The sequence below is a fragment of the Cupriavidus sp. D384 genome (assembly GCF_001652915.1).
Lineage (GTDB): Bacteria > Pseudomonadota > Gammaproteobacteria > Burkholderiales > Burkholderiaceae > Cupriavidus.
This window is the reverse complement of the sequence record NZ_BBQI01000031.1, coordinates 11,669-38,053: the sequence shown is the minus strand read 5'-3', so window position 1 is coordinate 38,053 and position 26,385 is coordinate 11,669. Positions and strand designations below refer to the sequence as shown.

Sequence of the window (26,385 nt, the reverse complement as noted above, 5' to 3'; positions counted from 1 at the left end):
CGACCACATAGCGGTATTGGCGGCCTTGCGCCCATGTCCCGACTTCCAGCGTCAGGAAATAACGTCTTGACGCTTCACAGCTAGCGGAGCGTCAGCCAGGCCCCGTATGCGATTGCAAGCCACACCAAAAGAACAAGGGCGACACCCCAGCGGCTCGTTGGCTTCTTTCGCTTTTCTTCCAGCCACGCGTCTGCCTGGGCTCGGCTGGCGACGAGAACGCTGTTAGGAATGAGGCAAACTGCCAGCCAGATCAGTCCTGGCAATAGCAGAACATCGTCGACATATCCAAGGACTGGAATGAAGTCTGGTACCAAATCAATCGGGCTCAGCGCGTAGGCGACGACAAACATGCACAGGAGTTTCGGCAACAGAGGAATGCCTGGATTCTTGCACGCAAACCATAGCGTCACACCATCGCGCTTGATACGCCTTGCCCAGCTACGTAACGTGTCGGAGAGTGCCATGGCGCATGCGTCTGTGAGGCCTTAAGAACCGTTTCTTGAGGGCTCCAGTCTACAGGCAAGGGGTGACACTACGTCCTTTTCGACGTGGTTGCGCTCCGGTTGCTGCTCAGGCGCTACCAGTATAGGTCTCGTTAGAGGACATCCTGATCTGGCTGAAAGCGGACATTCTGATTTGGCCCCTACAACCCTTTATGCTCATAATCTATCTTATGTTAAATCCAATATCTATCCGCAAAGGCCATACCAACCGATGCCAGTCGAAAGACGCAAAACTATGTTTGATCGCGACGTAAATACGTGTCCGAATGCTCTTCGGCTCATACGCGCCAAAACAAACATACTTTTTCATTTGCATCCCTTACTGCCCACAGTTTTGTTATCGGCCGAATGCCTTCGACCCGTGCGATGATGTCCAACGCATACGTGCCGCAGGAGTTTACATGGCCGCTCAAGAAGATGGGCTAAGCATCTCACCGTTTCCTTCTTCCCTGAGGGATCTCCGAACTCTATGCCAACCAGGGCATCCTTGCGATCCCGTCGATCGCGCTTTACATGATGGCGCGTATCAGGAGCTGGGGACTGTACTGCAGTGGCTGTCTGGATTTGCTACCCATGCTACGGAGCGTGCCTATGAGAAGGAAGTCCATAGGTTTTACTGCTGGGCGCTCTTCATCGATCGAAAGCTGTTGGCCGAAATCACCCCGTCAGACCTAGACTTCTATGATGCATTTCTCCGGGATCCTCCAGACTCCTGGTGCGGAATGCGCAATCGGCGTCGTACTGCCGGAGATTGGCGGCCGTTCGAGGGAGCTTTGTCGGACGCGAGCTGCTCATTCGCATTTCGCGTCTTGGAAAGTTTATTTTCGTTTCTGGTCGATTTCCGGCACATCCAATATAACCTCTTCCGCGAGCGACGAATCCGTCGGAAGAAAAGTGCCATGGGATCCACAAAGCCCTCGAGATCCCTGCCCCTTTTGTCGTTTGTTCGATTACTCCGAGAGCTCGAGTTAGAGTGCGAGAAGTTTCCAGTCGGACATCCAGCGCATGACGAGGCCGAGCGGATGCTCTTCGTAATTCGGTTCATGGGAAACACTGGCATCCGCGGGGAGGAGTTGGCCTGTATCCGCCTGTCCGATTTGTTTTGCTACAAGTCACCAAGCTCCGGAGATGAAACGTGGTCGCTTTCTTTAAGGAACGCGAGCGGGCAGCAGGCAAGGAAGATTGTCCTGAATCCTTCGGCCAAGTATGCCATTTACAGATACTTGGCGGCACGTGGTATCCACATTCCTCCTCCTCCGTCAGCAACGCCCTTGGTATCCCGGCTCCACGGAGACGAGCAAGCTGTTCCTTTAGGCCGGGACTCAATCTATGGAATAGTAAAAAACGCCGTGAACCTCGTTGCCGACAGGATCGAACACAAAAATCCGGATGAAGCTGCCCGTTTTAGGAAGGCAACTCCCCATTGGTTGAGGGTCACGTATCGTCGAATGAACGTAGATTCTCGGCAAAATGTCTACGCAATCCCAAGGATGAGTGCTTAGCTTACGGCATATCGGCACCGCTGCACCCGCCCAGGGCACCACCATTCGGCATATGGATACGCGAATAGTCTCGGCATCGTTGTCACTGGCTGGGTTACCGGCTATACGAGCCTGTGGAGTGTTGTGCCGCCGCCAACTAGCGCTGAATCTGAAAATCCTCTAACTGCTATTTCTCGTTCACACATCGCGCCACGCTCGAGTGCTCAGGTTCGCCTTCAGCGCAATTCTGAGCCATAGAGACGAACAAAAGCCCGCTTGCGCGGGCTTTTGGCGGCCACCAATGAGACATTGGGGTGGCCTCGTAGGCTAGGCCTGCTTCCATTATGCCATCGCGAAGCAGGGCTTCATCTATCTCGCAGACGGGGGCAGATTCCAACTGCCGCCGATAGCCTGAAGATGGGCCGCACTGCCAAGGCAGCCAATTGCCTGGCGGTCACGGCAAAGCGTCGGTGGACGCGAGCAGAACGCTTATGATTGACTACTAGCCACGCATTGCTGCCACGATATCAGCGGATTGCCAAATGCACGTGCGTCATTCATGCGCAACGTATAGGTGATGCGACGAAAGCTGGCCTGCCCTGCCCTACGCGTTGACCCGTCGCCGTCCTATTAGCTTGCCGTTGCCGGTGACACCGTGACGTTTGTGAGCGCTTTCGCATTTGGCTGATGAACGACGAAGCCGGTTCTGCAATAGAGCGCTCCGATCGCGGGCGGCTCTATCGCGCCGCCCTCCCCGGCCAATGCAATTCCCGTTTCTAAGCCATGCTCCAGCACGTTGAGAAATTCAGCCTTGTCTTCCCTGGGAATCTCTCGTGTAGCGGGATACGGCGAGGTATAAGCAAACAACATGTCCGCTACTTGCCGCAACCATCGGGCAAAGCCCTCGCGCATTCCTGTGACGTTATCCTTTCTGCGAAACAAGCCATTGGCGATAAATTTCACGAACTCTACAACTGCGCCGTACTGCATGGACACGTTTGGCATTCCTTGAATCAGGTCGCGCGCTAGGCCGATCGCGTACCGGCGATTGAGCGCGGTTGCGAGGTGGGTGGCAACAAATTCAAGCGTCCGCGCCGCCATCTGCGGCTGCTGGAGTCCCCAAAAGACGTCATCTGCATGAAGGGCGAAAACGGTGCGATTGTGCAGCGCCGAGTTGAGGGCGAACTCTGCGTGATCACCACGTGAGATCTTGCCGTCCTGCAAGCCCTTCATCGCCACGAGATAGGGGAACACACCCTTGATACCAAACACTCCATAGACCCAGTTCCTAAGGCGTTCATCCACCGAGAACAAGGCTGCCCCCTTTTCGAGGCACAACGCGAGCGCGTCATAGGTATCTGTATCGAGAAGATCCTTTAGAAGGATGAGTTCGTGAGGCATTTGCTCCGGCCCATACACCGGGCAAACTTCGCAGTGTTCGTCCATTAGCCTCAATGCTTCGGTATATTGGCTTGCCTTCCACTTGCGAGCCTCTTCCGTGATAGGCAAGAATGCGAACTGCCCATCTATATCGGCCGCATGTCCCTCTGCGCGAGAATCCAACGCCTCGACTTCCGCTTGTTTGAATCGATCGTAGGTCCCCCGGCAAACATACACCCGTGGCAACACTGAGAGAAGATCACCCTGTCCAAAGCGGACAAGTTCAGCCAGCGTGAGCGCGTCCATCACAACGGGGAACGATTGGTCGAGCAACAATGCACTTGCGGCCTCAAGCTCTGGCGCTGTGGTGACACCACTTGCGAGCGGAGGGTTGCGCTGGTCCCAACTGAAGACCATTTGCATGCCGTCGGCGCCGAGCATTTGCGCACACAAGCCAAGCGGAAGCTTGCTCTCGGCGTATTGCTCCATTACCGATTTGCTACGTTGCGTTTGCGCCTTGAGTCGGTCATGGATGGGCGAGACATCCAGGTTCCCATCCTCTTTCTCGGTCAGGCTGAAGAGCTGCAGACCAGGCGCGGGTTCTAGCGATTTCGACAAGAGTTCGTGCGCGTACTCGCCCAGTCCTTGATGAGCATCACTGATCTCACGAATCGTGAAATTGCGAACATCGAACGTTCCCTCGATGTCAACGGTGTCGCCGCATGCCAGTCCTAGCATCGTTTTCGCCAGCGGGCTGTCCGCAGCAAGGAATCTCGCAGATTTCGGCAGATCCGTCATGCCTGCAGGATCGATCACGATTTTTACGATGCTCCTGTCCGCGCCCTCAAGCGTCACCATGGAGCCAGGCCTCACCTCCGGAAAGTGTGTTCTACCGTGTCTGGCTCGGTGACCGATCAAAACTCCCATTAGATAGGAGGAGGCGGCACTGACGTCGTCCATGTTCGAGCGGAACATGCGATAAAGCCGCGCGTACCCGACCTCTGGCTTGCCATACTGCAACTCTGCCGCCGCCAAGTGCGCGATCTGCTTCAGGGTCCCCGTAAGACGCTCGGGCGCCTCGCTGAAGGCGTTTCGGATTTGTGCGGGTGGTCTGGTATGAAGAACAACTTGGTACCAAAAGACCCATGCTTCCGCCCGCTCTGGATGGGCCTCGCGATGCAGTCTCGCAAGCAGTTCGAGCTGGCTCCAGTCATTGGCTTCTTGTGCGACGCCCATCGCTAGGCGGCGGAAGGCGTCATCTGAAAGCCATTCGGGTGGCACTTTTTCCAGGAGGTCTTTTGACTTTCGCCGGTACCCACCAAACAATAGGGCACGCAGTCGTCGCGTCTGAATTGGTAGGCTGCGGCCGCTGGGGTCCACCGACTCCAAGAGGCCGACGGCGTCGGAGAACTGATCGGCGCGAATCAAAATATCCGCGACGATCAGACGCTCGCGCGAACTCGAATGGGTGGAGACTCGCTTCTTTATGACCTCGACAAACCGGAGCGCTTCGCTGTCACGGCCGGCATTGAGCATCAGCCCCGCAAAGGCGCTGAGTGTAATCAGATCAAGGCCATCAGCGGGCGTCTCACTGACTTCCTTGACCACCTTTTCGGATTGGCCGGAGTTGCACGCGCACACCATTTCAAGCAGCTTGACAACCGGTTTCTCGTCCGGCGCATGCTCGCGCAATGCGTGAGTGATGCGAGCAAATGCCTCGGACTCGCCTCGGTTTGCGGCCGTTTCGGCCGCAAGGAGCAATCCGTCTTCGTCCAGCGCATTGAGGTGGGCTATGGAAAATTTAACAAGATCCTCGTGCCGGCGGAGGAAGAGCAAGGATCCGATGTGTAGGGCGGCCACGTTATCGGCATACTCAGGAATTTCCGTTTCGATTCGCTCGCATATGGCGAGCGCCACGCCAGGCTTGCCGGTTAGCATGTGGGCAAGCGCCACGTGCGAGGCAGCTTCGGCCCTGTGCTGGCTATTTTCGATCCGCCATAGTTCTGTTGCCGCAGGCTCGAACGCGGCGATTACCTCATCGAGACCCTCACGCAAATCTTCGGCGTAGGCGTCGAAGTCCGCGGAAATCCCGTCCTTTCCTGCGACGCTAACGATGATGCCTGCGGCCCCTTTGCGGGTGAAAAGGCCTGCATCCTTTGCGCGTAAAGCTCGCCGTGCGTAGGTTACCGCCAAGTCGCTCTGTTGCCGATAAAAGGCGTAGGCCATCATTTGCAGCGCATCTGCTTCTTCTCTGAAGCGCGCCGGCAATTCGGCTTCCGTCAAGTCCTCGTTCTCGCAGATTCGAGCATTGGTAGCCGCTAGCCAAACATGGAGCGAAAGCGGGAATAGGCCTAGCAGGCGTGCCCCTTCAGCGTTGGCAAGCTTGAGGTCTCCCTGGATGATATGCGCTCGGATTTTGTTAGCGGCGATGCGCTCGTCATCCCAAAACAGGTCATAGGCACGTAGAAACCACTCAGCAGCGACCTCCTCACGATTCTGTTGCCAGTGTGCAATGCCATTCTGAAGAGTCCAGCGCGCCTTCTGATGTCTGTCGAAGCTCGCGATCTCGGTTTCGAGAGTGGCAAGCAACTCCTGCGCAGCCTGAAATTTCAGGCCGCGCAGCAGGTCGTTCACCTTGTCAAGCTGCCTCGTCACAAGCCCATTCGGTGAATCTGTCCGACCTGTAGGCAACATCTGCAATAGTGCCGCCTTGAATGTTGCTTCCATCGTCGCAGGCATGGCAGCGATCTGCGCCCCAGTCCTTTCTCCCTGCTCACGTAGCACCGCAATGGCACCGCCCGCGCTGTTTGGGGAGTATTTCGGATGCAATGCGTCGTATCGTTGGATGTGGTTGCATATCTCGGTCCACGATTCCACTTCGACCAAGAATTGGCCATTGGCCTGCCGAAGGTCGCTGACTTCCTGTGCGTGCTTGACGAGCGCCGTGTCGCTTGCAGCTGTCGTGGCAATTATGAGGCGGACAATCTTCCAACCCGCCGCGTCGGCCGCGGCAACCTCATCATCAATTGTCTTGGTGGTCACCCCGCCATCGACATACCGCTTGCACTGGATGCCAATTCGACCGGCTCTTGATGTAACGAAAATGTCTACACCGCCCTGCTTCTGCCCTGATCTGCCGTTCCTCTTTGGAGTCGGATCGTCGAACACGACACCGTAGACATCCGTGCACATGTTTTCGAAGCTGTCAGCATTCGTTGGCTTTGAGATCTCGATCTCGAACGCGCGCATTCTGTAGGCCTTTCTAGTTCTGTGTCGACGGATGACCCTTGCAACCATTCCGCGGTCATTGCTTCCCCGCATTCTGCCAACAGGTCCCAGCGACTCCCCTTCCCTTCGCCGCTTGTTCAGACTGGAGCATCATCTTCGACGTGTTCACACGATGAAGTATTGTCCAATGACTGCCACAGGTCTTGCAGCGTAGGGTTGGCGTTGGCAATCGCCCGGTAGCACCTGATTTCCAATTGAGCAGTCCAGGTGTCGTGGCCCGCCTGGACGAGGCGTCCCGCTGCGATCTCCTCCGCAACCGCGCTTACCGGTAACCACGCAACGCCGTATCGCTCGACCACCATCTTCATCAGCAACATCGCCATGTCCGCCTCGTAGCAGCTACGCAGATGGTACGGTGCGTCGGCGCTGTTCAAGATCATATCGACAACGCGTCCCATGAATGTCGTGGCCGTGTACGCGAGGTACGGGAGCGGAGCGTCGGTCGTGCCCGGCAGCGAAAAGATCGGTTTGCCGCGGTCGTCTGGCGCAGATACAGGGATGAAATCCTCATGGCCTAACGTGATGCCGGCGAACTTGTCGCGGTCGAGCAGGATCGGCACGAGTGGATGGTGATAGCCGATCATCAAGTCGCAACTGCCTTCAGCCAATGCGACGACGGCATCGTGAACGTTCGCTGCGACGACTCGCGCATTGAAATCACCGGTTTGTTGGTGGAACTGCTTCAACCACCTTGGCAAGAACGTCAACGAGAGCGTATGGCCGGCGGCGATCTGGATGGAACGGCCTGGCATCTTTGCCTCCTGGCGCAGTTCCGAACGCAGTTCCGTAATGGCACCGACGGATTCTTTGCTTTGCTCGCAGAACCTGCGGCCAGCAGGCGTCAATTCGACCGGGTAGGTGCCTCGGTCTACCAATTCGACGCCAACCCAATCTTCCAGCGACTTTACGCGTCGAGAAAGTGCTGATTGCGTAACAAATCGGAGCTCTGAGGCCCGGGAGAAGCTGTGCGTCTGTTCGATCGCCAAAAGATCTTCGATCCACTTCAGTTGCATTTGGCACCTCTTTGCCGCTGAGGGTCACACGTACCCAAGTGGGCAGCCGAACGCCCACGTAAACCCCATGTATGGACCGAAAACGCAAGAAATAAGCGAATCCTGATCATCAAAGTACAGCATAAAGTGCGCTATGTGGCGCTCCAAGCAAAACTATTCTGGTATGGAATAGTTTCAATTTACATCCTCATAAAGTGGATTCCATTGCGCTCCTAGAATCCGGTTGGCAAACAAGGCGCACTGATGAGGAATGCGATGGCTATTCAACAAGATTTCAAGGGAACGCGGCGCGAGCATGACTTGCTTGGCTACCGCGAGGTGCCGGCAGACGCGTACTACGGCATTCATACGCTGAGGGCACTGGAGAACTTCCCGATCACTGGCGACCCAATCTCGCGTCCAAGGACCAGGATCACATTAAGATGGTCGTGGAGCAGAATCCGCAAATCCCGGATCGCACGGCAAATCTGCTGCGCCACGAAGCGGACCCGACAGTTGCACTCTACGCAACCTGCAAACGTCTGGAATCTGAGGGGGCAAACGCCATTGCGATCCCCTGCAATACCGCCCATGCGTATGTTGAGCGGATTCAGCCGCATCTCTCGATTCCGATCGTCAACATGCTGACGGAAACCATCGGACACATCGTCGGCAAGTATGGAAAGGGAACGAAAGTTGGACTTCTTGCGACGTCGGGCACGGTGGAGAGTCGGGTATATCACGATGCTGCCGCAGGGCAGCTAGAACTGATCACACCGTCGCCCGACTTCCAGGCGATGGTGATGGAGGCAATCTATGGCCCGACAGGCGTGAAGGCTGGCTACACGCAGGGGCACTGTGCAGCGTCGCTTCGGGCAGCCATCGAGCACCTCCAAAATAAGGGTGCGCAAGTCCAGATCCTCGGCTGCACCGAACTCCCGCTCGTTTTCTCGCAGACCGACAGCTTCCCGGTCGGAAGCGCGAGCGTCGCACTAGTGGACCCAACTGATGTCCTTGCAAAACGGTGCGTCCAGCTAGCGTCCTCCGCCCAGGCGTAGTCACCTACACAATGCTCTCCTCGAGGCGGCCTCACGCCTCGGCCCACGCACGACAGTTCATTGATGCCTTTTTTGCGCTTCACTCGTTTTCTTGCCGCCTCGGCATTTGCTTTCGGCGCCCTCCCCCTCCCCGCAACGGCCGCGCAGGCTCCACAGATTGCAGCACGCTCTTACATTTTGCTCGACAGCGGCTCGCATCGCGTCATGCTCGAGAAGAATGCTGACGAGCGTCTACAGCCCGCGTCGCTAACTAAAATGATGACAGCCTACGTCGTGCTTGACGCCCTGAAGGCGAGCACGATCAAGTGGGAACAGTTGGTGCGTGTGGAGGCCAGCGACCTTGCTCATGTGGGCGGCGACGAGGCAACCATGCGCCTCCAGGCCGGCCAGATCATCAGCATTCAGGACCTACTGACGGGTCTCATTGTTGTCTCAGCAAACGATGCGGCAATGGTCCTGGCCCGTACGGTCGCCGGGTCGGAGGACGCATTTCTAGGGAAAATGAACGATTACGCCAATCGTCTAGGGCTGAGTGCCAGTCACTTCGCCACCCCTTCCGGCATTACCACGCCAAACCACTACTCGACTGCCCGAGACATTGCCCACCTGTCGGTGCGCTTGACGGAGGATTTTCCGGTCTACCTGGCCTTCTCCGCTCAGCGGGATTTCAGCTATGGCAGCTTCACCAGACACAACAAGAATCGGCTGCTGGACGATCCAACTATCGATGGCCTGAAGACGGGCCATACTGCCAAGGCAGGCTATTGCCTGGCGGTCACGGCAAAGCGCTCGGTGGCCAAGGGCAAAGCGATGCGACGTGTTTTCGCTGTGGTTCTCGGCGCACCCTCCAACGATGGGCGCTTCGTCGCGGGCAGGCAACTGATCGATTACGGCTTTCATTGAGCCCGCTGCGGCTCTGAGCCGCTCGTCGCTGGGGATGGTCAACGGCAAGCAGCGGTATAGCCCTCTGACTGCATGTTGTGCCGGCGTATGGGGGCGCGCAATGCGAAGCACGAGAACTCCAGGTCGCCGTTGACGGGAGTTTGTGTAATTCCTGGCACGTTAAGACTCTCCCTCACTAGCGGGTTGACGATGCTCACCCCTGCGCTTGGCGAGCGTGATGCGAACCGGTGCCGGGGCAAACGCAGTCTCATGCCGGATGCGCTAACTCCCCTTTGCCCTGCGCCCGCGCGACGTCGGCTTCGCCGGCACACTTCTCCCATACTCATTCCACCACGCTGTCAGCGCCTCCATCGTGGCCCCCAAGCCGCGCGCCTTTGCCGTGATCTCGTACTCGACGCGCGGCGGCACCTCAGCAAACACCGTGCGCGATATTAGGCCATCCGCCTCCAATTCACGAAGCTGTGCCGTCAACATGTGCTGAGTGATCCCCGGTATGGCCTTGCGCAGTTCCCCAAAGCGATAGATCCGCTGGTTGAGCAGCCACATGATTTCCAGCTTCCACTTTCCCGACAGTAGCGCAAATGCCCGGCGCATTTCCTCGTGCATGTTGATCTCATCGCCGCCATTAGTCTTCTTTTCCATACTAACCACCAGTTTTTCATCCTACTTGCTGACTTTTAGCTTAGACGACATTCTGTTGCGTGTCGATGCAATCCCCCAGCTTTAGGAAACCTCATGACTCAAAGTTACGTGTACTGGATCAGCACGGCGCTGCTCTCCTTGCTCTATCTCGCTTCCGCGACGATGTATTTAGCCAAACGGGCTTGGGTTGTCCAGGCACTTACAGACCTTGGCTATCCCGGCTATCTCGTACCGTTTCTCACTGCGGTAAAGCTCCTGGGCGTGGCCGCCATTTTGGCGCGCGTCAGCGCGCCGCTAAGCGACCTGGCCTACGCCGGCATGTTTTATCACCTGCTGCTGTCTGGTTTGGCTCACCTTGGCGTCCGTGAACTGAGAGGTGCGCTGCCTGCGGTAGTCGGCGTTGTGCTGCTCGTTTCGTCGTTCGCAACACAGAACATCGCTCGCGAGACCCCGTCCCCCTACGCTCCATTTGCGGAGCGCCAAACATCCCTCAACTAACGGAGATCAACCATGGCTCGACTCAACGGAAAAGTCGCGATCATCACTGGTGCCAGCCGCGGCATCGCAAAACTGTTTGCCGCAGAAGGCGCCAAAGTGGCCGTTCTTTCGCGCACCCTGGCCAATGTGGATGCGGTCGTTGCCGACATTCGCGCTGATGGCGGAACGGCAATCGGCGCGCTTTGCGACATCGCCAATGCCGGCGAGATTAAGGCAGCGGTGGATAAAGTCGTCGCTACCTATGGCGGGATCGACATCCTCGTCAACAATGCCTTCGACTCATCCGCGCCGTTCTCTTCCATTACCGATCTGTCGACGGAACAGTTGCAGCGCAATTTCGAGATGGGACCGATTGCGTATCTGCGGACGATGCAGGCGGCGTACCCCTACCTCAAGGCGAGCGGTGAAGGACGTGTCATCAACTTCGGCTCAATGGCTGGTGTCCTGGGCTTGGTGGGATATGGTCCGTACAACATGGCCAAAGAGGCAGTGCGCGCTCTCACCCGCACCGCTGCCCGTGAGTGGGGCCCCGACAAGATCACGGTGAATAATGTACTGCCGGTGGCCGAGACATGGGGTCCGGAAACCAACGTCCCTCCGCCGACCAACCCGCTCGGCCGCTATGGTTCGCCGGAAGACGATATTGCGCCTGTCGTCCTGTTCTTGGCGAGTAAGGATGCCCAGTTTTTGACCGGATACAGCCTTACCCCCGACGGCGGCTCGATCATCGACAGCGCTCGATAGCTCGGAGCAACTGTCCGTGGTTCGAACACGTATGCAATGCTATCAAATTTGATCGGGCCACTAGCACCTGAGGCTGTGAAGCGGCAATTGAGAGAGAGATGAAAGTTACCCTTTTCGGAGCGACCGGGAAAACCGGGCCATCCCTTGTAAACGAGGGCCTGCAGCGCGGCTTCGAACTCACCGTCTTTGCACGTTCCAGCAGTAAGTTTGAGAACGCCAATGTGCAGATTGTCCGAGGCGAGTTTACCGATATTGACTTGTTGCGAGACGCAATCCGTGGATCAGATGCGGTGCTTTCGGCGCTGGGCCCTGCCAGGCAGCCACACCCGAAAGGTATGCCAATCACTACGGCGACCCGGGCAATCATCTCAGCGATGGAACGCGAGCAGGTGAAGCGGTTCATCGCGGTCTCGACCGGGACAGCCGCTGATCCTGGCGATGATTTCGACCTCAAGATCTGGCTGCCTGCCGCAATCATCAAGTTCGCGATGCCAAGTGCTTACGAAGATATGATCGGACTTGCAAGAGCGATCCGTATCTCGTCGCTTGATTGGACAATGGTTCGAGCGGCTGTATTGAAGAATCGCCACGCCGCGGAGCAACTCAACGTCGGCTTGTATGGTCACGCCAAGCATTCGCTGACGGTCGCCCGTGAAGACTTGGCCAAATTCATGTTTGATCAAATTGCGAACCACGATTTCGTTCGCCGGGCTCCCGGAATCAGCACCCGACAATGACTTCGGGGAGGAGACCGCTAAGCGCTTAACTGCCCGGCCCAGTGTTCATGAACGCTGATTTTCCGTCCTGCTTACAAAGCGGTAAAACACATCGATTTCCGGGACTGTTGGGAGTTGCACCGCCTTTCAGTCACGAACTGGACTCTCGGCGCATGAATGATGAGCGACCAAGAGTGTCGTACGGGACGGCGGCATTTGACGTCGGTGAAGGGCGCCTCCTACGGCCGTTCTCGTCAGTCCACAGCGCTGCCTCGAACTCTAATGGATGGCCTCGGCACGCAGCAGCTTCCACGTGCCAATTTGGTGGTCGAATACGGCCCCATCGGGAGCCACCGCAGATCGCACATCCCAAAATTGATACCGGTCTGCCTTCCCGCCGATGGCGATAGTTTGTCCGCGGGCAATGCTCGCGCCCTTCACCAACAAATGCCGGGTAATGATTCCGACAACATTCGCACAGTTTGGGATTTCGGCCGGGGCACTGACTTCCTTCATCCCAAAATTATGCATACCGCAACTATAGGCACCGCTGCCGGCCCCATCGACCGTCACGACAAACGCCCGAAGAATCCCATCGACGCCCTCGCTCGCGAAGTCCAGCCATTTTTGCGGCGTATGGGCAATGCCGACGTGCTCGACGAGCACACCCAGCGCCCCAGCTTGAACCACAGCGCTTGCCGCAGCCATCAGATGCATCATCCGATGCAAACTGCCCCCCGCGCCCTTGATAATGACGCACGACGCGTGCTGCCTCACTGCACGCATCTCGCTGGTGTCGTGCCAGTGCAGACCAAAACACCAAAAATCCAGCACGGTATTCCTACGACGTCCTTTCCGAAACTCGATGAGGACGCTCTCCCCCGTGTGCAAATCCGTGAGCATGCCGTCAACAAGACGATACTTTGGCGCTTGAGAACTTAGCGCGGATAGAAATTCGGCACGGGAGACCCACGCGCCCGGAAGGGAAAGAACAACGAGAGAGTTTTGCATCGGACGGCTACATGAAAGTTGTCGAAGCGGCGGCGGAGCGATGCTCGTCACATACCAACTTCGATTTGATCTAATCGACAAAGCAAGGCGTCGGTTAGCCAGGACAGGAAAGCGCACCATCCGCCGTGTGAGAGACCCTGGCCGTCAGGCGTATCGATCAGCCACCCCGACGACTGGCCCGGCGCGCAATCGAGTTGCCACCGTAGCCATCGACGGAGAGGCACCGTGAACTCCGACGGCACGTCGTCAAGGCGGATGTATTCTTCGGGTTCAGATTTGATGGTTTGCAGTCCGCCCGGCAACCAATTCGCCAATGCGCAGTGTCGTTGCGCTGGTGTCGACGTTCGTTCCTCCCTCGGAGGATCTTCGTAACCTACGGTCACCGCCGTCACGCAATCTTCGCAACTGAGCGCACCATCATTCTTTGCGCGTTGGATGTTGCGCAGAATCTCCTGCGTGCGAAGAAACTGGCGCTCGGAAATCTCCCGGGTCGCCCGGAGCCGGCGATTCGCCCGGTACAACGTTTCCAGCGGGTAGCGTTGGGCGAGTTGGACCACATCAAACAGGGTCGGACGCGCGAGGATGATAGGGATTTCCGCCGGGGTGCCGCGCAGTTTGGGGTTGGACCATAGGTGTGCACCCGCGCGAAACGCCAGGTCTCGGAATACAAATTTTTCAGCCATGGTACCCCTCCCAGCAACTCGAAACCGTCTTAGATCGACTCGCGCGATAGCACGGTGCCCTGCGGCACGTCCTCCGAACGATGCATCGTGCGCTTAACCGGTGCCACGACGCTAAGCGCCATGCCGACCAATTGCATTGGGCGAACGAGGTCCCGTTCCACATTGTCTAGCGATGCGATGGTCCGGAACGTTGTGCGCGGCCCCGGGCCCCGCGCATCGAACTCGTCCATGACGATTCGGTAGGCACCGGTCACCAGCGAATCGCCCGCGATGTTCTCGATCTCAAGCTGCCCAAGTGTTCGGCGGCAGTCTTCCTGTCCGTCTGGAATGAGTTCCACGGTCACGCGTAGCATGGTGTTCACTTCCCGCTGAGCGTGCTTGCGGCCATCCCCTGCAGTCGCTGGGTCAGGTCGCACCGTGTCGACGCGCTCGCAAGCCCCAGCGCCCCATCCGTCTCGACCAAGTGGTCGCGCAGCGCGACGGGCCAGCCCTCGCTGTCGTCGTCGATGGCCAGCCAATGTTCGGCCCGCAGCCCAGATCGCGCAACGTATCGCGCGATCTGGGCATACCGCGTGAGTTCGCTGAACCAGCTCGCGTCGATGCGGTGCGCACCCTCATGGTGTCGCGCCATGGCCGAATGCCAAGTAGCGCCGATCACGCGCGCCTGCAACGCAGCGGGCAGATAGGCTTGGGTTCGGCTGAAGCTCTTGAGCACGCGCACCCACGACGTGGAGAGAACAATCTGGACCTGGGGATAGGGGGCGAGAGCTTCCACGAGAATCGGCGCCCACATGAACAGCGAGCCTGCCGCACGCAATTGAGGCCGGCCATTGACCAGATAGGCCGCATCGGGGTGCAGAACACCGTCGTAGTCCAGAAACAAAATCATCGTGCATCGTGTCGTTGCGCTGACGCAGGGCAATGCGTAGCCGCTCGTGCCTGCCGCCCCAGATCCGCCGTTCGGCGGCAGGCCCTCTCGGTGCTATGCGCGCGGGGCGGCGATCGGTGTGCGCAGCAGTGTGACGCCGCGCGAAGCCCTTGGTTAAGGGCCGCTGCAAAGGCGGCATTGTGTCTCAACGACTACAGAATGAGAAGACCTTGACGCAAGAATATGTTCGGAAAGCCTTGTCTTTCATGGAAACGGCGAGCTTATATAGCAGGAAAATATTGTGACTCAACGACCACTGACAGATAAGGGAACGGTCCGCAATATGGACGCATGTCCCGTGTCCATCAGCCCTCCGCTCGTGAATTGCTCGCCCTGAATATTCGGCGACTGCGCGCGGCCTATGCATGGACGCAGGAAGATCTGGCCTGGCAAGCGGACATGGACCGTTCGTTTCTGGCACACGTCGAAAGGGCGGCCCGCAATTTGTCGATCGACGTCATTGAACGGCTGGCGCTCGCCCTGGAAGTCCCGGTCGCGGAACTGTTTCGCGTGCCAGACGTGACGCCCCCGCGCAAGCGCGCCCCGCGTCATTGAGCCAGGGGCGTTTGGCGCAGATTCCTCAGTCGATCTGAAAGAATTCCGGCTGCTGTCCGGCGTTGATGGCCCGCTGAAACCAGTCGGGACGCTCCCCTCGCCCATCCCAGGTTTGCCCCTCGGCATTTTGCGGTAGCGTGGCCGTGCCGCTGTGGGCGCGAAACAGCCGGCCGCCAATAAATCGGCCAGTGTCAGGCCCGATTGCGCCATCTTGATACGCACCCAGCGAATGGCGTCGGCGCGGGCAATCTCATGGGGCGCGTGCATGGGCGGTGGCTCGAAGCGGTTAGGCGGCGGCCTTGCGCCGTGCCCCGGATCGCACCTTGGCGCCGTCGCGCCAATTGCCCAGCAACTCGCGCGACAGGTCCCGTTCAGTCTCGGCACGCTCGGCCCGCCGGGTCATTTCTGCCAAGGCCTCCTGGGCGGCACCCAGTTGTTGCTGTCCGCTCTCCTGCGCGTCCTGCAGCGCCGCGCAACGTACCTGCGCCGCCTGCGCCTGGGCTTGCCAACTACCCAGCGCTTCGGCCGCGGCCACCGCTTCCTGCCGCTGCATGTCGCGCAAGCGATCCACCTCCACCCGCGCCGCATCGAGTCCCCGGTCACTCTGGCGCCGCGCCGTGCGTTCCTGGTCCAATTCCAGTTGGGCACGCCGCACGGCAGCGTCCCCGCGCGCCTCCATCGCTTCGAGTTGCTCGCGCATGCGCTCCAGCTCCGCCAGGAAATCACTGCGCGCGGCGCCCGCCTGCTCGCGCGCCGCCAGCAGTTCGCTCTGCAAGGCCTCCCGGTGCGTCGATGCGGCTGCTTCGGCGCCGCGCGCCTGCGCCACCTGCTCCTGCAACTGGCGGCATTCAGCCCGCAACGCCTCGCGCTCGCGCTCGAGCGCGGTGAGCGCGGCTTGAGCGTCGGCGAAAGCCATCTGCGCGGCATCCCGCTCGGCCGCGACGACTTGCTCCTGCGCCTCTATGTCTTGGCGCGTCGCGGCGAGTTCGGCCAAGACGGCTTCGCCGGCGGCGCGCCAGATGGTCTGGACGGCGTCGGCAGCCACCTGCTTCAGGCTGTCGGGGAGATCGGGATGGTCAATCGTGACCCGCGAACGGGCGCGCAGGTCTTGCCAGAACTGCTGCAGCGCCTGGGCCGGCGTGCCCATGCTGCCCTTGCGCACCAGTTGATAGAGCTTGTTGGTGGTGGGCGTGATGCCGTAGCGAAAGAACAGCAGCCCGCACACCTCGCGGTAGAGCGTGCGCGTGTCGGCGTGAAGGTGCCGCAACTGCTCGACCTCGGCTTCGAGGCGAAGGGGATCTACAGCGTCTGGCGTCATGGTCGAGCACCTTTTTGGACATTCAGAGTTAAATATTACTACGTAATACGTAGTGGATAACAAGATTCGTGTAAAAGTTTAGACATAAGTACGCTTATGTCTATAATATTGGCTCGAATCGCCTCCCCACGCTGCCCCTGTCGGTATGCATAAATTTGTGCCCTCTTTTTGCAGAATTTTGTTCCCGACCCCCATGGGCACGCCTGGCTGGCGCGCTGGAGCGCACGCACCGGCGGCAGGCGCGGCGTGACTCGGCTAGCTTGCGTGGCACGCCTGACGGCGAACGTCATCGCTTTGCGCAGCTGAATCCCGTCCATCGGATCGCCCCGCGCCGTCGGCGGGGTGAAGGCTGACGACGGACCGATGCGTTGGGGGAAGGTACAAAATTGCTTCAAGTGTCGGCTGGGGGAACAATTTCTTGCAGCGTTTCTCGACGCAATATTGTTACCATCGCCCTGCAATCGGCTTGCTGGCGTGCGACCAGCGGGAACAAATTTGTGCAAACCGACGCTTAGGCCGATACACCATGGAACTGCTCCCGATTAAACCTTTGGATGGCCTGGCCGCCCCGCTTCCCACCCCGCTGGAGCGCCTGCGCCTGACCCCGGCGCTGTCCGGCGCGGCCGGCAGCAACCGCGCGCCCGCCAGCGCCACGCGGATCGCCGCGGCCGACGACCTGGCCGCCGTCACCGCCTGGCTCGCGCGCTATGCCGACAGCACCGCGACGCTCACCACTTATCGCCGCGAGGTGGAGCGGCTGATCCTGTGGACCGTGCTCCAGGTGGGCAAGCCCTTGTCCTCGCTGACGCACGAAGACCTGCTCGCCTACGAGCGCTTCCTCGCCGATCCGCAACCCGCCGCGCGCTGGGTGCTGGCCGGCAGCAAGAAGCTTGCACGCGGCCACCCCGACTGGCGCCCGTTTGCCGGGCCGCTGTCGCCGTCCAGCGTGCGCCACGCGATGGTGATCCTGAACGCGCTGTTCGCCTGGCTGACCGAGGCGGGCTACCTGGCCGGCAACCCGCTTGCCCTCGCCCGCCGCCGGCGCGCCCCCACCCGAGCGCGCATCACCCGCTATCTGAGCCACGACCTGTGGGAAACGGTCAAAGACACCGTCGCGGCCATGCCGACCGAGACCGCGCGGGAACGCCGGCACGCCGCGCGCTGCCGGTGGGTGCTGACCGTGCTCTATCTGGGCGGCCTGCGCGCCTCCGAGCTGACGGCGACCCCCATGGGCGCGTTCTTCTGCCGGCGCGATGGCCAGGGCATCGAGCGCTGGTGGCTCGAGGTGACCGGCAAAGGCAACAAGACCCGGCTGGTGCCGGCGACCGACGAACTGATTGCCGAACTCGCGCGCTACCGTCGCGCCCACGACCTGCCGCCTACCCCGCAGTTCGGGGAGACGCGGCCACTGGTGCTGCCGGTGATTGGCAGAGAGGGTGGCGAGAAACCCCTGTCACGCGGCGCGCTGCACCTGATCCTGAAAGAGGTGTTTGGCATGGCCGCGGAGCGCCTGCGGGCGCGCGGGCCCGAGTGGGGGGCGCAGGCCGCGGTGCTGGCCAGCGCCTCGGCCCACTGGCTGCGCCACACCGCCGGCTCGCATATGACCGACCAGCAGGTCGACCTGCGTTATGTGCGCGACAACTTTGGGCACAGCTCGCTGTCGACGACGAGCGGCTATCTGCACAGCGAAGAGGATGCGCGGCACGAGGCCACGCAGGAGCGGCACCGCATCGGATGGATCAGGAAAGCATAAGGCGCGTCAGCACACCAAGCGAAGTGCATTTCCGCACCGATCTGGGATCGCATCAGAGATTGATGCCCAGCCTGATCGCAGGCCTCTACTACTCTTCCAGCCAGGCGTGCTGTCGCCTGGCCGCGTCCTCGCCGATCTTGGCCGTATGGGCCGCTGCCTGTTCAAGCCAAGGCGCATGCGCCCTGGGAACGACCAGCATCGCCAAACCCAGTCCGTCCAACGCACGCAGGGCGTGCTCGAGATTGACGCCCTTGCCGTTCTCGAGCTTGGACAGCATGCCGACCGAGACCCCGCAATGTCTTGCCGCCTGGTCAATGGGCATCCTTTTCCCTGCCCGCGTTGCTCGAATGCGGTCGCCCAGTTGGTGAATGGTGCGAATCGTCGCACGCGACGGTGGCTTCGGATCAGGTAGTGGTCGTGGCATGGAGGTCGTTCTTGCAAAAGGAACACCAGCGTGGAGAGCGGTTTTCTGTGTTGTTTCACTATCGTGAAATTATACTCTCACAATGGCGGCCGGATGCCGGCAAAGATCTGCGCCTGCTAATAAGCACTTCGCAGAGGGTGGCAATTGCAGACACGGCATCGAAAGACCCCAGAAGAGACCGAACACTACGGTCCTGGACGCAACCTCCGTAGTCTCTACTGGGGCCAGGCCCCAACACCTTGACTGCTCTCGGGAGAGCTAGCGTTCTCTTCGCTGCGTCGGACCCGTCGCGATGAAAGGATGCTTAGAAAGCGGTGAAGCCCGTCAACGCGGATATCTCGCGCGTTGTCCGCAAGACCGGTATCAGGACAGGTGGAGGTTGATCGGTGCGAGTTTAACTTGATAGGACTGGGTGAACGATGACCTCATGTCCACGCGTCGCGGGCGCTCAAAGTGAGCGCTCATCTCATGGAAGAGCGCGCATCATGTTTGTTGAGGAAGCACAACAGCGCTAGGCCGGTGAATGCCGCTGCTGCTTCGATTCCAAGCAACATTCGAACGAGATCATTTGGCCACCCGTCAGCGGAAATGCTGACCAGCCGCCCGAGCACCAGGCCGCTGGTGAACACGACGTTGATCCACATCGAGGGCTTTCGCCACGCCTTCGAGAGTAGACCCAGGGCCAGCAACAGACTGATACCGAGATGCATGCCACCGTAGTTGGCACGGATCTCATTGAAGGCATTCACCGAATGGGGTTGCATATCGAGGCCCGCCATTGCCGTAGCGGGGTCGTGAAACGTATGCAAGCCAATTAGCAGGAAAGCCAGTGCCGAAACGGCCAGGTATATTTGAGAGAGGCGATGCATGAGTTGGCTCTCAGGTAGCGGACGTTGACGGAGTGGGTGTCGACTCACTGCCGGTCGGCTCGTTCCTGTCCACCGTCCATGTGTGGATGGGTTCATGACCACGGCGCACCCATTCCGGCGGCCGCCACAGGTGTTGCAGTCGCTGCCACACGGGCCCCGGTGACATCACGTCACGCCACATGTCGACAAACTCGTGGAGATTCAGCACCAGGATATTGTAGGACTTAATCTGTTGGGTGATGCCGTATTGCACCGTCTCCCGTTCTTCTTCGAAAGTGCCAAACATGCGATCGAAAATGATCAACATGCCACCGTAGTTCTTGTCGATATATTGGTCGTTTCGGCCATGATGGGCACGGTGATGGGACGGTGTATTGAAGATGTACTCAATCCAGCCAGGAAGGCGGCGGATCAGTTCGGTATGAATGAAATACTGATAGGACAGATTCACGGCCAGGATGAGTGCGACTGCGGCCGGCGGCACACCGAGGAGCACGGGAGGAAGGAAAAAGATGAAACTCCCAGCGACCACATTGAGCATCGATTGTCGTGCCGCCGTAGTGAAGTTCATGTTCTCGCCGGTATGATGAACGACGTGCGCCGCCCAAAACCAGCGGATTCGATGGCTGGCGCGATGAAACCAGTAGTAGCAGAACTCGACCGACAGAATGATTGGGAGAATGGTCCAACCGTCCACCGGGATATCAAACAAACGTTTTGAATATACCCACGCATAGATGGATCCTGTCACAAGAGCCACTCCCAGGGGCTCCATGATCTGGTAAGTGGTGCCCAATGCGATGTTCGCCCACACCTCTTTCCAGTTCAGTGTCGATTCGGCTCTACGCCTTCGATTGATCAGGGTCTCGAGACTGAATGCAATGATGAAGAGAGGAACCATGCTGAGCATGAACGCCTGCTTCCAATCCACGGACTTCCCAAATATGGAATGCAGCCAGTTCATCATATCGGACGGCAATTTAGACTCCTGTTCGCTTGGCTTGCCGACAGTTTGATCAAACTGGTGACCCTCCGCATTGACAGTCCTCGACACTTTCTTGACACTTCGCGACATTGTTCATTGTCATCCCATGTCCGCGCCCACCGCTTACTACGCCAGCACCTACGTGAACCTGCTTTTCGACTACTTGCAGGACCAAGGGCTGGATGCCGTGCATGTGCTGGGGGAATCCAGCCCTAATTGCCAGGAAGTGCGACTCTACGCGCTCGATCACTGGCGGCGTTTGCTTGAGCGTGCCGCCGAGGTTTGCAATGATCCGCTCCTCGGATTGCACGTTGGCCAGCGCATTGCGCCTGCGCATCTCGGCGTGCTTGGATACGCACTTGGGGCTTGCCCTGACGTCGGGGCTGTCTTGCAACGCTGGCAACAGTACGACCGTGTGGTTGCAAACGTTACGCCGGCGGAGCTAAGAACCGAAGGTAAGTCCGTCGTGATGACGTGGCCCCGTTCGACGGAACCAACGGGGCCGCTCGTTGACGAAACGGCCTTGGCTGCGATGACCCGTTTCACGCGAGCCATGACAGATGGTGATGTGAGGCTGGAGGAGGTGTGCTTTGTTAACGCAACACCTCAAGACACCACCCCTTATCTTGCATACTTCGGCTGCCCGGTGAAGTTCGACCAACCGGAGACGAGTCTGCGCTTCCCCGTCGACCTTTTGCAGGCGCCTCTGCGTCAACCTGATGAAGCGCTACTGCGAATCATGGAGCTTCAGGTACAGGCTCTGCTGGGTGCCATGCCGAAGATGGATGACATGGAACATGCCATCAGGCAAGCGGTAGCCGGGCTCGCGCGTCAAGGCGAAGTGAGCCTTGAAACAGTGGCTTCCTCCATGCACATGACCCCCCGCACGTTGCAGCGGCGACTCGACAAACTGGGTCTGAAATTTCGCGAGCTACGTGACGACACGAGACGCCGGATTGCAGAGAATTACCTAAAAGATCCACGGCTTTCGCTCGCTGAGGTGGCCTGGATACTTGGGTACTCGGAGCACAGTGCATTTACTCGCGCATTCCGGAGATGGACATCGCAGAGCCCGCAAGCCTGGCGCCGCGAAATGGATGCGTGATCCGCTACGGGCAACAGCGCAGTCGCCCATGTGATTGCAGCGCTGAAGGTTTTAGGCTGGCCTCCTCGGCCCAAGTCCCAAGCTCTCGCACCGGGTTGCATGGCCTTCCATCGCCGCTACGGCGGAGTAAGCGACCCGCCCTGGCCCGTCGCCTCACGTGGCGGAGAAGCTGTTGAGCTTCTACCCGACTCATCTTTGAGACGACGGGAAAGCAGGTACTTCCATGCCGTCTACTTACTGCGAATCACCTCGGTGATTGGCTCGAAATAGCAACCATATTTGACATCGCCCACCGTGTCACTCATTTGCATCTCCGCTGTGTTGACGCGAGCCTGGATCCCATCTGTGACGACCTGCGGGTCAGCGGCCTCGCAGTTATAGAGTGCCAGGTACTGCCACGGATGAGGCCCCGCTTTTCGCTGCTGCTCCGTGCGACTGAAGCGCTGTGCGCTCACCACGCCCGGTACGCGCAACACGTCTGGAAGGTGCTGCTCGGTATACCAGCGATTGAACTCTTCTTCACGCCCCGGAACCGCGTTCGTGAGTACCAGATAGGTGAACTTGACCATTCTTATCTCCTTAAGGTTATTGAAGTACAGGGAATGTCCAGCGGCCGATGCCCTGTGACGCGCCCGTGATGGGTATGTGTTGACTGGCGAGTCCCTTGTTCACGTGGTCCTCTTTGCTGGAACCCGCGCTTTGGCATTCCGGCGGTTTCGGCGCTTGAGAGAAAGGGTGTGGCCCAACGCTTCCATCAAACGACGCAAGCCCGTAGACGTTCCCATTCGATGCTGGGAAATCTATGCTGCAACCTTTCGTCCCCGTGTAAGGGGACAACCGGGAAGAAGGCGACGGAGCAAGCTCGAAACGCCAGTGAACAGAGTTCTCCGAAAACTTCAACGAGCGGATGTGCGTGAATTTCGTATCAAGTCTGCGGCCTTCTCTGCCATGGCCATAATGGGAAGGTTCGTGTTCCCACTGATGATCGTTGGCATCACAGATCCATCAATTACTCTCAAGTTCTCAACCCCGCGCACTTTCAACTCCTCGTCAACAACAGCGTTGTCGTCGACTCCCATGCGACACGTGCCAACCGGGTGATAGATGGTTTCCGCATGCGAGCGTATCCATGCCTTACGGGCTGCACCGGTGGAGAAAGCATCGATGTCGAGCCTTCGTTTGATGTACTTCCGGAGCGCCGGCTGGTCGACAATCTCGCACGTGCGTTCCACGCCGCGCACCAAACTCTCCAGGTCAGACTCGTCTGAGAGGAAGCGAGGGTCGATTCGGGGAGAATCGGACGGATCTGAAGAACGCAGTCGCAGCACGCCTCTACTTTTTGGACGCAGCTGGCATACGCGGACTGCAAATCCGTGGGGAACTTTTTCGTTAGGCGGTGGATTGCGCAGCGCAATGATCAGATGGGCCTGCCACTCAGGCAGATCCGGATTTCTGTCGGAGTTGTAAAATGCTCCTGCCTCAACGCCTTGAGAGGAAGCCGGCCCGCCTCCTGAAAGAAGATAGCGAGCTCCTGCCATTCCGCCTCTTACCAGGCCGATATAGGGCGTGAGCGTATTGGGCTGCGACGCTTCTAAGCGAATCGCGCAATCAAGATGGTCCTGAAGGTTCTCACCGACGCCTTGCAGATCGACCACGGGAGCGATACCAATCGACTGCAGATGTTTGGCCGGTCCGATCCCCGAAAGCATCAGGAGTTGCGGTGAGGCAATGGCCCCTGCTGTCAGAATCACTTCGCGGTCCGCGCGAAGCTCCACCTCCTCCCATCCATCCTCAATCACTACGCCTTGCGCTCGCTTTCCGGCAAGGAGAATCCTGCGGACTTTACAGTTCGCCATCAATGTCAGATTGGATCGGTTACCTGCTCGATCCAGGTAACGATAAGCACCGGATCGCTTTCCCTCGGCAATCGTAAGCTCGTAGAATCCTGCGCCTACCTGCGACGCCCCATTGAATCCGTTGTTCTCCGGCATACCGGCCGATACTGCGCTCTCTATGAACGCAGTCGATATGGCGTTTTGCTGCGTGCCGTATGACAGGCGAATCGGACCCGCGTACCCGCGATCGTCATTCCTCGCCTTCGTTACCAGTGATGCATCCTCAATCTTTCGAAAGTACGGACGAAGGGATTCATAGTCCCAGCCCGACAGGCCCTGAGATGCCCAGTTGTCGTAATCGGATCGGTTCCCCCGGATAGCAATCATGGAATTGATCGAGGATGAACCGCCCACCACCTTGCCCCGGGGTATATAAATATTCCGATTGTCCAGTTGTGTCTGGGGCTCCGTCCAATAGCGCCAGTTGAATTTTTGGCTCTTATAGAGAACCCGGATCCCTGCCGGCATCTGAACAAAGATGGATGACGCGGGAGCGCCCGCCTCTATCAGCAGTACCTTGACGCTGGGATCTTCACTCAGCCGAGAAGCGAGAACACACCCTGCCGAGCCGGCGCCGATAACAATGTAGTCGTATGTAGCGGTTTTCATAATCAGGAGATCACTCAACGCGAGCCGATGCCTTGAGCGCCATGCGCACGCGGCGAATGTGCTCGTCCGACTGTCCGAGCTCATCAATCGGTACTCGTGACGTTTCAGGAGACGCCAAGATGGCAAAAATAGACAACACTGCGCCCCCCATCATGAAATAGGCGGGTGATGAAGGGTTTCCGGTCAGCTTCGTCAGAGAAGCGCTGATTAAAGGAGCGGTGCCGCCAAATAGCACCATGGCCACGTTGTAGCCTACCGACATGGCGCTGTAGCGTGTGCGTGTCGGAAACAACTCCGTCATCATGCAGAACGGCGCGCTGCCATACATCCCCATCAATACCCCGACGCTAGCCATCGTGGCAATTACCACCTCTGGTGTCGAGCCCACGACGATCCGGAACAAAGGAAGCGCAACGACGAGGTATGCCAATGCCGCCGTAAAGGCGACGGGTCGTCGACCCACGCGGTCGGATAGCGCTGCAGCGAATGGGATCACAATCACTGAACCCAGAAAGGCCAGGCCGGACGCCGCTAGAGCTTGCCCGCTACTCAACCGTCCAGTTGACACGAGATAAGACGGGAGATACGCCAGGATCAAGTAGTAAGGGATGCCGTGTGAGATCGCTACGCCAAGACATTTGACAATGCTTCGCCAGTCGTCACGAAGGGCTTCGCGCAATGGTGCTTGTGCCGCGCCCTCGCGTTCCAAGTGCAACCGGAATGCCGGTGTTTCCTCGATGCGCAGCCGCAGCCAGAACGCACCCAACCCAATCGGACCAGCGATCAGGAAGGGCAATCGCCAGGCCCATGCCTCAACTGCCGTCTGACCAAAAATGCTGGTGATCGCCAGAACAAGACCGGATCCGCTCAACGCACCAATTCCAGCCGACATACCGAAGAACCCGATCACAACGCCACGCCGGCGTGTCGGGGCGTACTCGGCAAGGAATGCGAGTGCTCCACCTGCTTCGCCTCCCGCGGAAAATCCCTGAATCATGCGTAGGGCTACCAGCAGCAAAGGAGCGGCGATGCCAATCGCCTCGTATCCCGGTAGGACACCGACCAACCCCGTCGAAACGCTGATCAAACCAACGACAATCGCGAGCGTATCGCGCCGTCCAAGCCGGTCTCCCAGCGATCCAAAAAACAGAGCGCCGAGTGGTCGGGTAACGAATGCGACGGAGAATGCCGCGAAAGCCGCTATCAGGCTAACGATCGGGTCGCTGCTTGGGAAGAACACCTTCGCCAGGGTGGCGGAAAGATAGCCATACAACGAGTAGTCAAACCACTCCAGCATGTTTCCCACGGCGGCACCGGAGATCGGCTTGAGAACATCCCGGACCCGCTGGGGGGTGGGGGTCGAACCTCTTCGGGGATGATGTTGCATTGATTTTGTCTCCACTTCTATAAGCAATGTTTGAAAAACCGAAGCGCGCTTACTCTTATTTGTGGTAAATATTAGGTAGCCTACCTATTACAATCAAATAGGCGTTTACCCTCCCATCAACGAAGTCAGGTGGCTGATTTTGAGCCGCAAATGACACTTTTACGCTTTATCTTGACAGACCATCGTGGCGACCTACGCTCTATGTAATCGATTGCATCGTGGAATGGGCTATGCGCCGATGCGAACGAGTGTTGAAAGACCTGCTTTTTTCTTGCGGTGGCCCCCCTAACTAAAGTCGATCACCCCGGAGGTAGCTATGTCACTGATGGCAGCGGTACGCGAGGCGTTCAATCAATGGGAGCGCTTTCGATTCATGTCGATGTTCGAGTACCTCAGTGCCGAGTTAGGGGAGAGCTGGAGCCTATTTATTTGATTTGTAGGCTGCCAAAGCGAGGTCGCTTCGGCTTTCTCGCTTGCCTTCTTGCACCGGCTTCACTGTCCCCCCGCGCCTCTTTAACAACGCGTCGTGAGGCTGCCCCCTTGGTCAGCGAGTGGTGGCGATCGCGCACTTCTAACCCCACGTCCATGCGGGTGTTTTTTCACGCCTATGCATAGGTAAGAACCGAAGCCCTGCGATCCCGACCTTACGGAAGGTCCC

At 58.6% G+C, this 26,385-nt stretch carries 23 protein-coding genes and 1 pseudogene; 8 read left to right on the top strand and 16 right to left on the bottom strand.

Annotated features, from left to right (window positions below; genetic code table 11):
* Positions 1-80: 80 nt before the first annotated feature.
* The 3 genes from A9J21_RS11620 to A9J21_RS11610 form a co-directional block, all read right to left on the bottom strand.
* Complete coding sequence (locus A9J21_RS11620) at positions 81-464, bottom strand: YkvA family protein (RefSeq protein WP_066735646.1); 384 nt, start codon at positions 462-464, stop codon at positions 81-83.
* Positions 465-2,614: 2,150 nt separating this feature from the next.
* Positions 2,615-6,613 carry a PIN domain-containing protein gene (locus A9J21_RS11615; protein ID WP_043355224.1) on the bottom strand — a complete coding sequence of 1,333 codons (3,999 nt, stop codon included), beginning with the start codon at positions 6,611-6,613 and terminating at the stop codon, positions 2,615-2,617.
* 116 nt (positions 6,614-6,729) lie between these two features.
* Positions 6,730-7,665 (bottom strand): LysR substrate-binding domain-containing protein, encoded by a 936-nt coding sequence (locus tag A9J21_RS11610; protein ID WP_052495059.1) that lies wholly within the window; start codon positions 7,663-7,665, stop codon positions 6,730-6,732.
* A gap of 410 nt (positions 7,666-8,075) precedes the next feature.
* On the opposite strand from A9J21_RS11610, the pseudogene A9J21_RS11605 reads away from it, so the two are divergent.
* Together A9J21_RS11605 and A9J21_RS11600 are read left to right on the top strand one after the other, a co-directional pair.
* Positions 8,076-8,702 (top strand): annotated as a pseudogene (locus A9J21_RS11605) (aspartate/glutamate racemase family protein); the annotation flags it as partial.
* Between the two features lie 63 nt (positions 8,703-8,765).
* Positions 8,766-9,605, top strand: coding sequence for a D-alanyl-D-alanine carboxypeptidase family protein (locus A9J21_RS11600; RefSeq protein WP_052495066.1), 840 nt, complete (start codon positions 8,766-8,768; stop codon positions 9,603-9,605).
* Positions 9,606-9,866: 261 nt separating this feature from the next.
* On the opposite strand, the gene A9J21_RS11595 is transcribed toward A9J21_RS11600, so the two are convergent.
* The gene (locus A9J21_RS11595) at positions 9,867-10,247 is read right to left on the bottom strand and encodes a helix-turn-helix domain-containing protein (protein ID WP_043355288.1); all 381 of its coding nucleotides are present in this window, start codon (positions 10,245-10,247) and stop codon (positions 9,867-9,869) included.
* A gap of 93 nt (positions 10,248-10,340) precedes the next feature.
* On the opposite strand from A9J21_RS11595, the gene A9J21_RS11590 reads away from it, so the two are divergent.
* The 3 genes from A9J21_RS11590 to A9J21_RS11580 all read left to right on the top strand — a co-directional run bounded on the left by A9J21_RS11590 (position 10,341) and on the right by A9J21_RS11580 (position 12,226).
* Positions 10,341-10,745: a DoxX family protein gene (locus A9J21_RS11590; RefSeq protein ID WP_043355290.1), complete on the top strand. Its 405-nt coding sequence runs from the start codon at positions 10,341-10,343 to the stop codon at positions 10,743-10,745.
* A 12-nt stretch (positions 10,746-10,757) separates the two neighbouring features.
* Entirely contained in the window at positions 10,758-11,489 is a 732-nt protein-coding gene (locus A9J21_RS11585; protein ID WP_043355291.1) for an SDR family NAD(P)-dependent oxidoreductase, read from the top strand.
* Positions 11,490-11,587: 98 nt separating this feature from the next.
* The gene (locus A9J21_RS11580; RefSeq protein WP_043355292.1) at positions 11,588-12,226 is read left to right on the top strand and encodes an NAD(P)-dependent oxidoreductase; all 639 of its coding nucleotides are present in this window, start codon (positions 11,588-11,590) and stop codon (positions 12,224-12,226) included.
* 258 nt (positions 12,227-12,484) lie between these two features.
* On the opposite strand, the gene A9J21_RS11575 is transcribed toward A9J21_RS11580, so the two are convergent.
* From A9J21_RS11575 to A9J21_RS11560, 4 genes are read right to left on the bottom strand one after another with little or no spacing between them, the layout of a single operon-like run.
* A complete protein-coding gene (locus tag A9J21_RS11575; RefSeq protein ID WP_066735637.1) occupies positions 12,485-13,216 on the bottom strand; it encodes a hypothetical protein in 732 nt (243 codons plus the stop codon).
* Positions 13,217-13,263: 47 nt separating this feature from the next.
* A complete protein-coding gene (locus tag A9J21_RS11570; RefSeq protein ID WP_043355296.1) occupies positions 13,264-13,899 on the bottom strand; it encodes a hypothetical protein in 636 nt (211 codons plus the stop codon).
* 29 nt (positions 13,900-13,928) lie between these two features.
* Positions 13,929-14,252 (bottom strand): hypothetical protein, encoded by a 324-nt coding sequence (locus tag A9J21_RS11565; protein WP_066735635.1) that lies wholly within the window; start codon positions 14,250-14,252, stop codon positions 13,929-13,931.
* Between the two features lie 5 nt (positions 14,253-14,257).
* Complete coding sequence (locus A9J21_RS11560) at positions 14,258-14,788, bottom strand: HAD domain-containing protein (RefSeq protein ID WP_043355300.1); 531 nt, start codon at positions 14,786-14,788, stop codon at positions 14,258-14,260.
* Between the two features lie 330 nt (positions 14,789-15,118).
* On the opposite strand from A9J21_RS11560, the gene A9J21_RS11555 reads away from it, so the two are divergent.
* Positions 15,119-15,382, top strand: coding sequence for a helix-turn-helix domain-containing protein (locus tag A9J21_RS11555; RefSeq protein ID WP_043355301.1), 264 nt, complete (start codon positions 15,119-15,121; stop codon positions 15,380-15,382).
* Between the two features lie 25 nt (positions 15,383-15,407).
* Here the strand turns inward: A9J21_RS11555 and A9J21_RS32695 are convergent, their stop codons facing one another.
* Both A9J21_RS32695 and A9J21_RS11550 read right to left on the bottom strand, forming a co-directional pair.
* Positions 15,408-15,548 (bottom strand): H-NS family nucleoid-associated regulatory protein, encoded by a 141-nt coding sequence (locus A9J21_RS32695; RefSeq protein ID WP_370459387.1) that lies wholly within the window; start codon positions 15,546-15,548, stop codon positions 15,408-15,410.
* Between the two features lie 120 nt (positions 15,549-15,668).
* Positions 15,669-16,700, bottom strand: a complete 1,032-nt coding sequence (locus A9J21_RS11550; RefSeq protein ID WP_043358190.1) for a DNA-binding protein — start codon at positions 16,698-16,700, stop codon at positions 15,669-15,671.
* Between the two features lie 526 nt (positions 16,701-17,226).
* Between A9J21_RS11550 and A9J21_RS11545 the strand changes: the two genes are divergently transcribed.
* Entirely contained in the window at positions 17,227-18,453 is a 1,227-nt protein-coding gene (locus A9J21_RS11545; protein ID WP_043355303.1) for a tyrosine-type recombinase/integrase, read from the top strand.
* 88 nt (positions 18,454-18,541) lie between these two features.
* Here A9J21_RS11545 and A9J21_RS11540 read toward each other — a convergent pair whose 3' ends face one another.
* From A9J21_RS11540 to A9J21_RS11530, 3 genes are all read right to left on the bottom strand, one after another.
* Positions 18,542-18,877 (bottom strand): helix-turn-helix domain-containing protein, encoded by a 336-nt coding sequence (locus A9J21_RS11540; RefSeq protein ID WP_043355318.1) that lies wholly within the window; start codon positions 18,875-18,877, stop codon positions 18,542-18,544.
* A 461-nt stretch (positions 18,878-19,338) separates the two neighbouring features.
* The gene (locus A9J21_RS11535; protein ID WP_043355321.1) at positions 19,339-19,746 is read right to left on the bottom strand and encodes a DUF4345 domain-containing protein; all 408 of its coding nucleotides are present in this window, start codon (positions 19,744-19,746) and stop codon (positions 19,339-19,341) included.
* Positions 19,747-19,756: 10 nt separating this feature from the next.
* Positions 19,757-20,821 carry a sterol desaturase family protein gene (locus tag A9J21_RS11530; protein ID WP_306418434.1) on the bottom strand — a complete coding sequence of 355 codons (1,065 nt, stop codon included), beginning with the start codon at positions 20,819-20,821 and terminating at the stop codon, positions 19,757-19,759.
* 16 nt (positions 20,822-20,837) lie between these two features.
* On the opposite strand from A9J21_RS11530, the gene A9J21_RS11525 reads away from it, so the two are divergent.
* Positions 20,838-21,836 carry an AraC family transcriptional regulator gene (locus A9J21_RS11525; protein WP_043355323.1) on the top strand — a complete coding sequence of 333 codons (999 nt, stop codon included), beginning with the start codon at positions 20,838-20,840 and terminating at the stop codon, positions 21,834-21,836.
* Between the two features lie 230 nt (positions 21,837-22,066).
* Here the strand turns inward: A9J21_RS11525 and A9J21_RS11520 are convergent, their stop codons facing one another.
* The 3 genes from A9J21_RS11520 to A9J21_RS11510 all read right to left on the bottom strand — a co-directional run bounded on the left by A9J21_RS11520 (position 22,067) and on the right by A9J21_RS11510 (position 25,727).
* Entirely contained in the window at positions 22,067-22,405 is a 339-nt protein-coding gene (locus A9J21_RS11520; RefSeq protein WP_052495067.1) for a DUF4286 family protein, read from the bottom strand.
* Positions 22,406-22,732: 327 nt separating this feature from the next.
* Positions 22,733-24,358 carry a GMC family oxidoreductase gene (locus A9J21_RS11515; RefSeq protein ID WP_196765235.1) on the bottom strand — a complete coding sequence of 542 codons (1,626 nt, stop codon included), beginning with the start codon at positions 24,356-24,358 and terminating at the stop codon, positions 22,733-22,735.
* Positions 24,351-25,727 (bottom strand): MFS transporter, encoded by a 1,377-nt coding sequence (locus A9J21_RS11510; RefSeq protein WP_063778466.1) that lies wholly within the window; start codon positions 25,725-25,727, stop codon positions 24,351-24,353. Before A9J21_RS11510 ends, A9J21_RS11515 begins: the two co-directional genes overlap by 8 nt.
* Between the last annotated feature and the right edge of the window lie 658 nt (positions 25,728-26,385).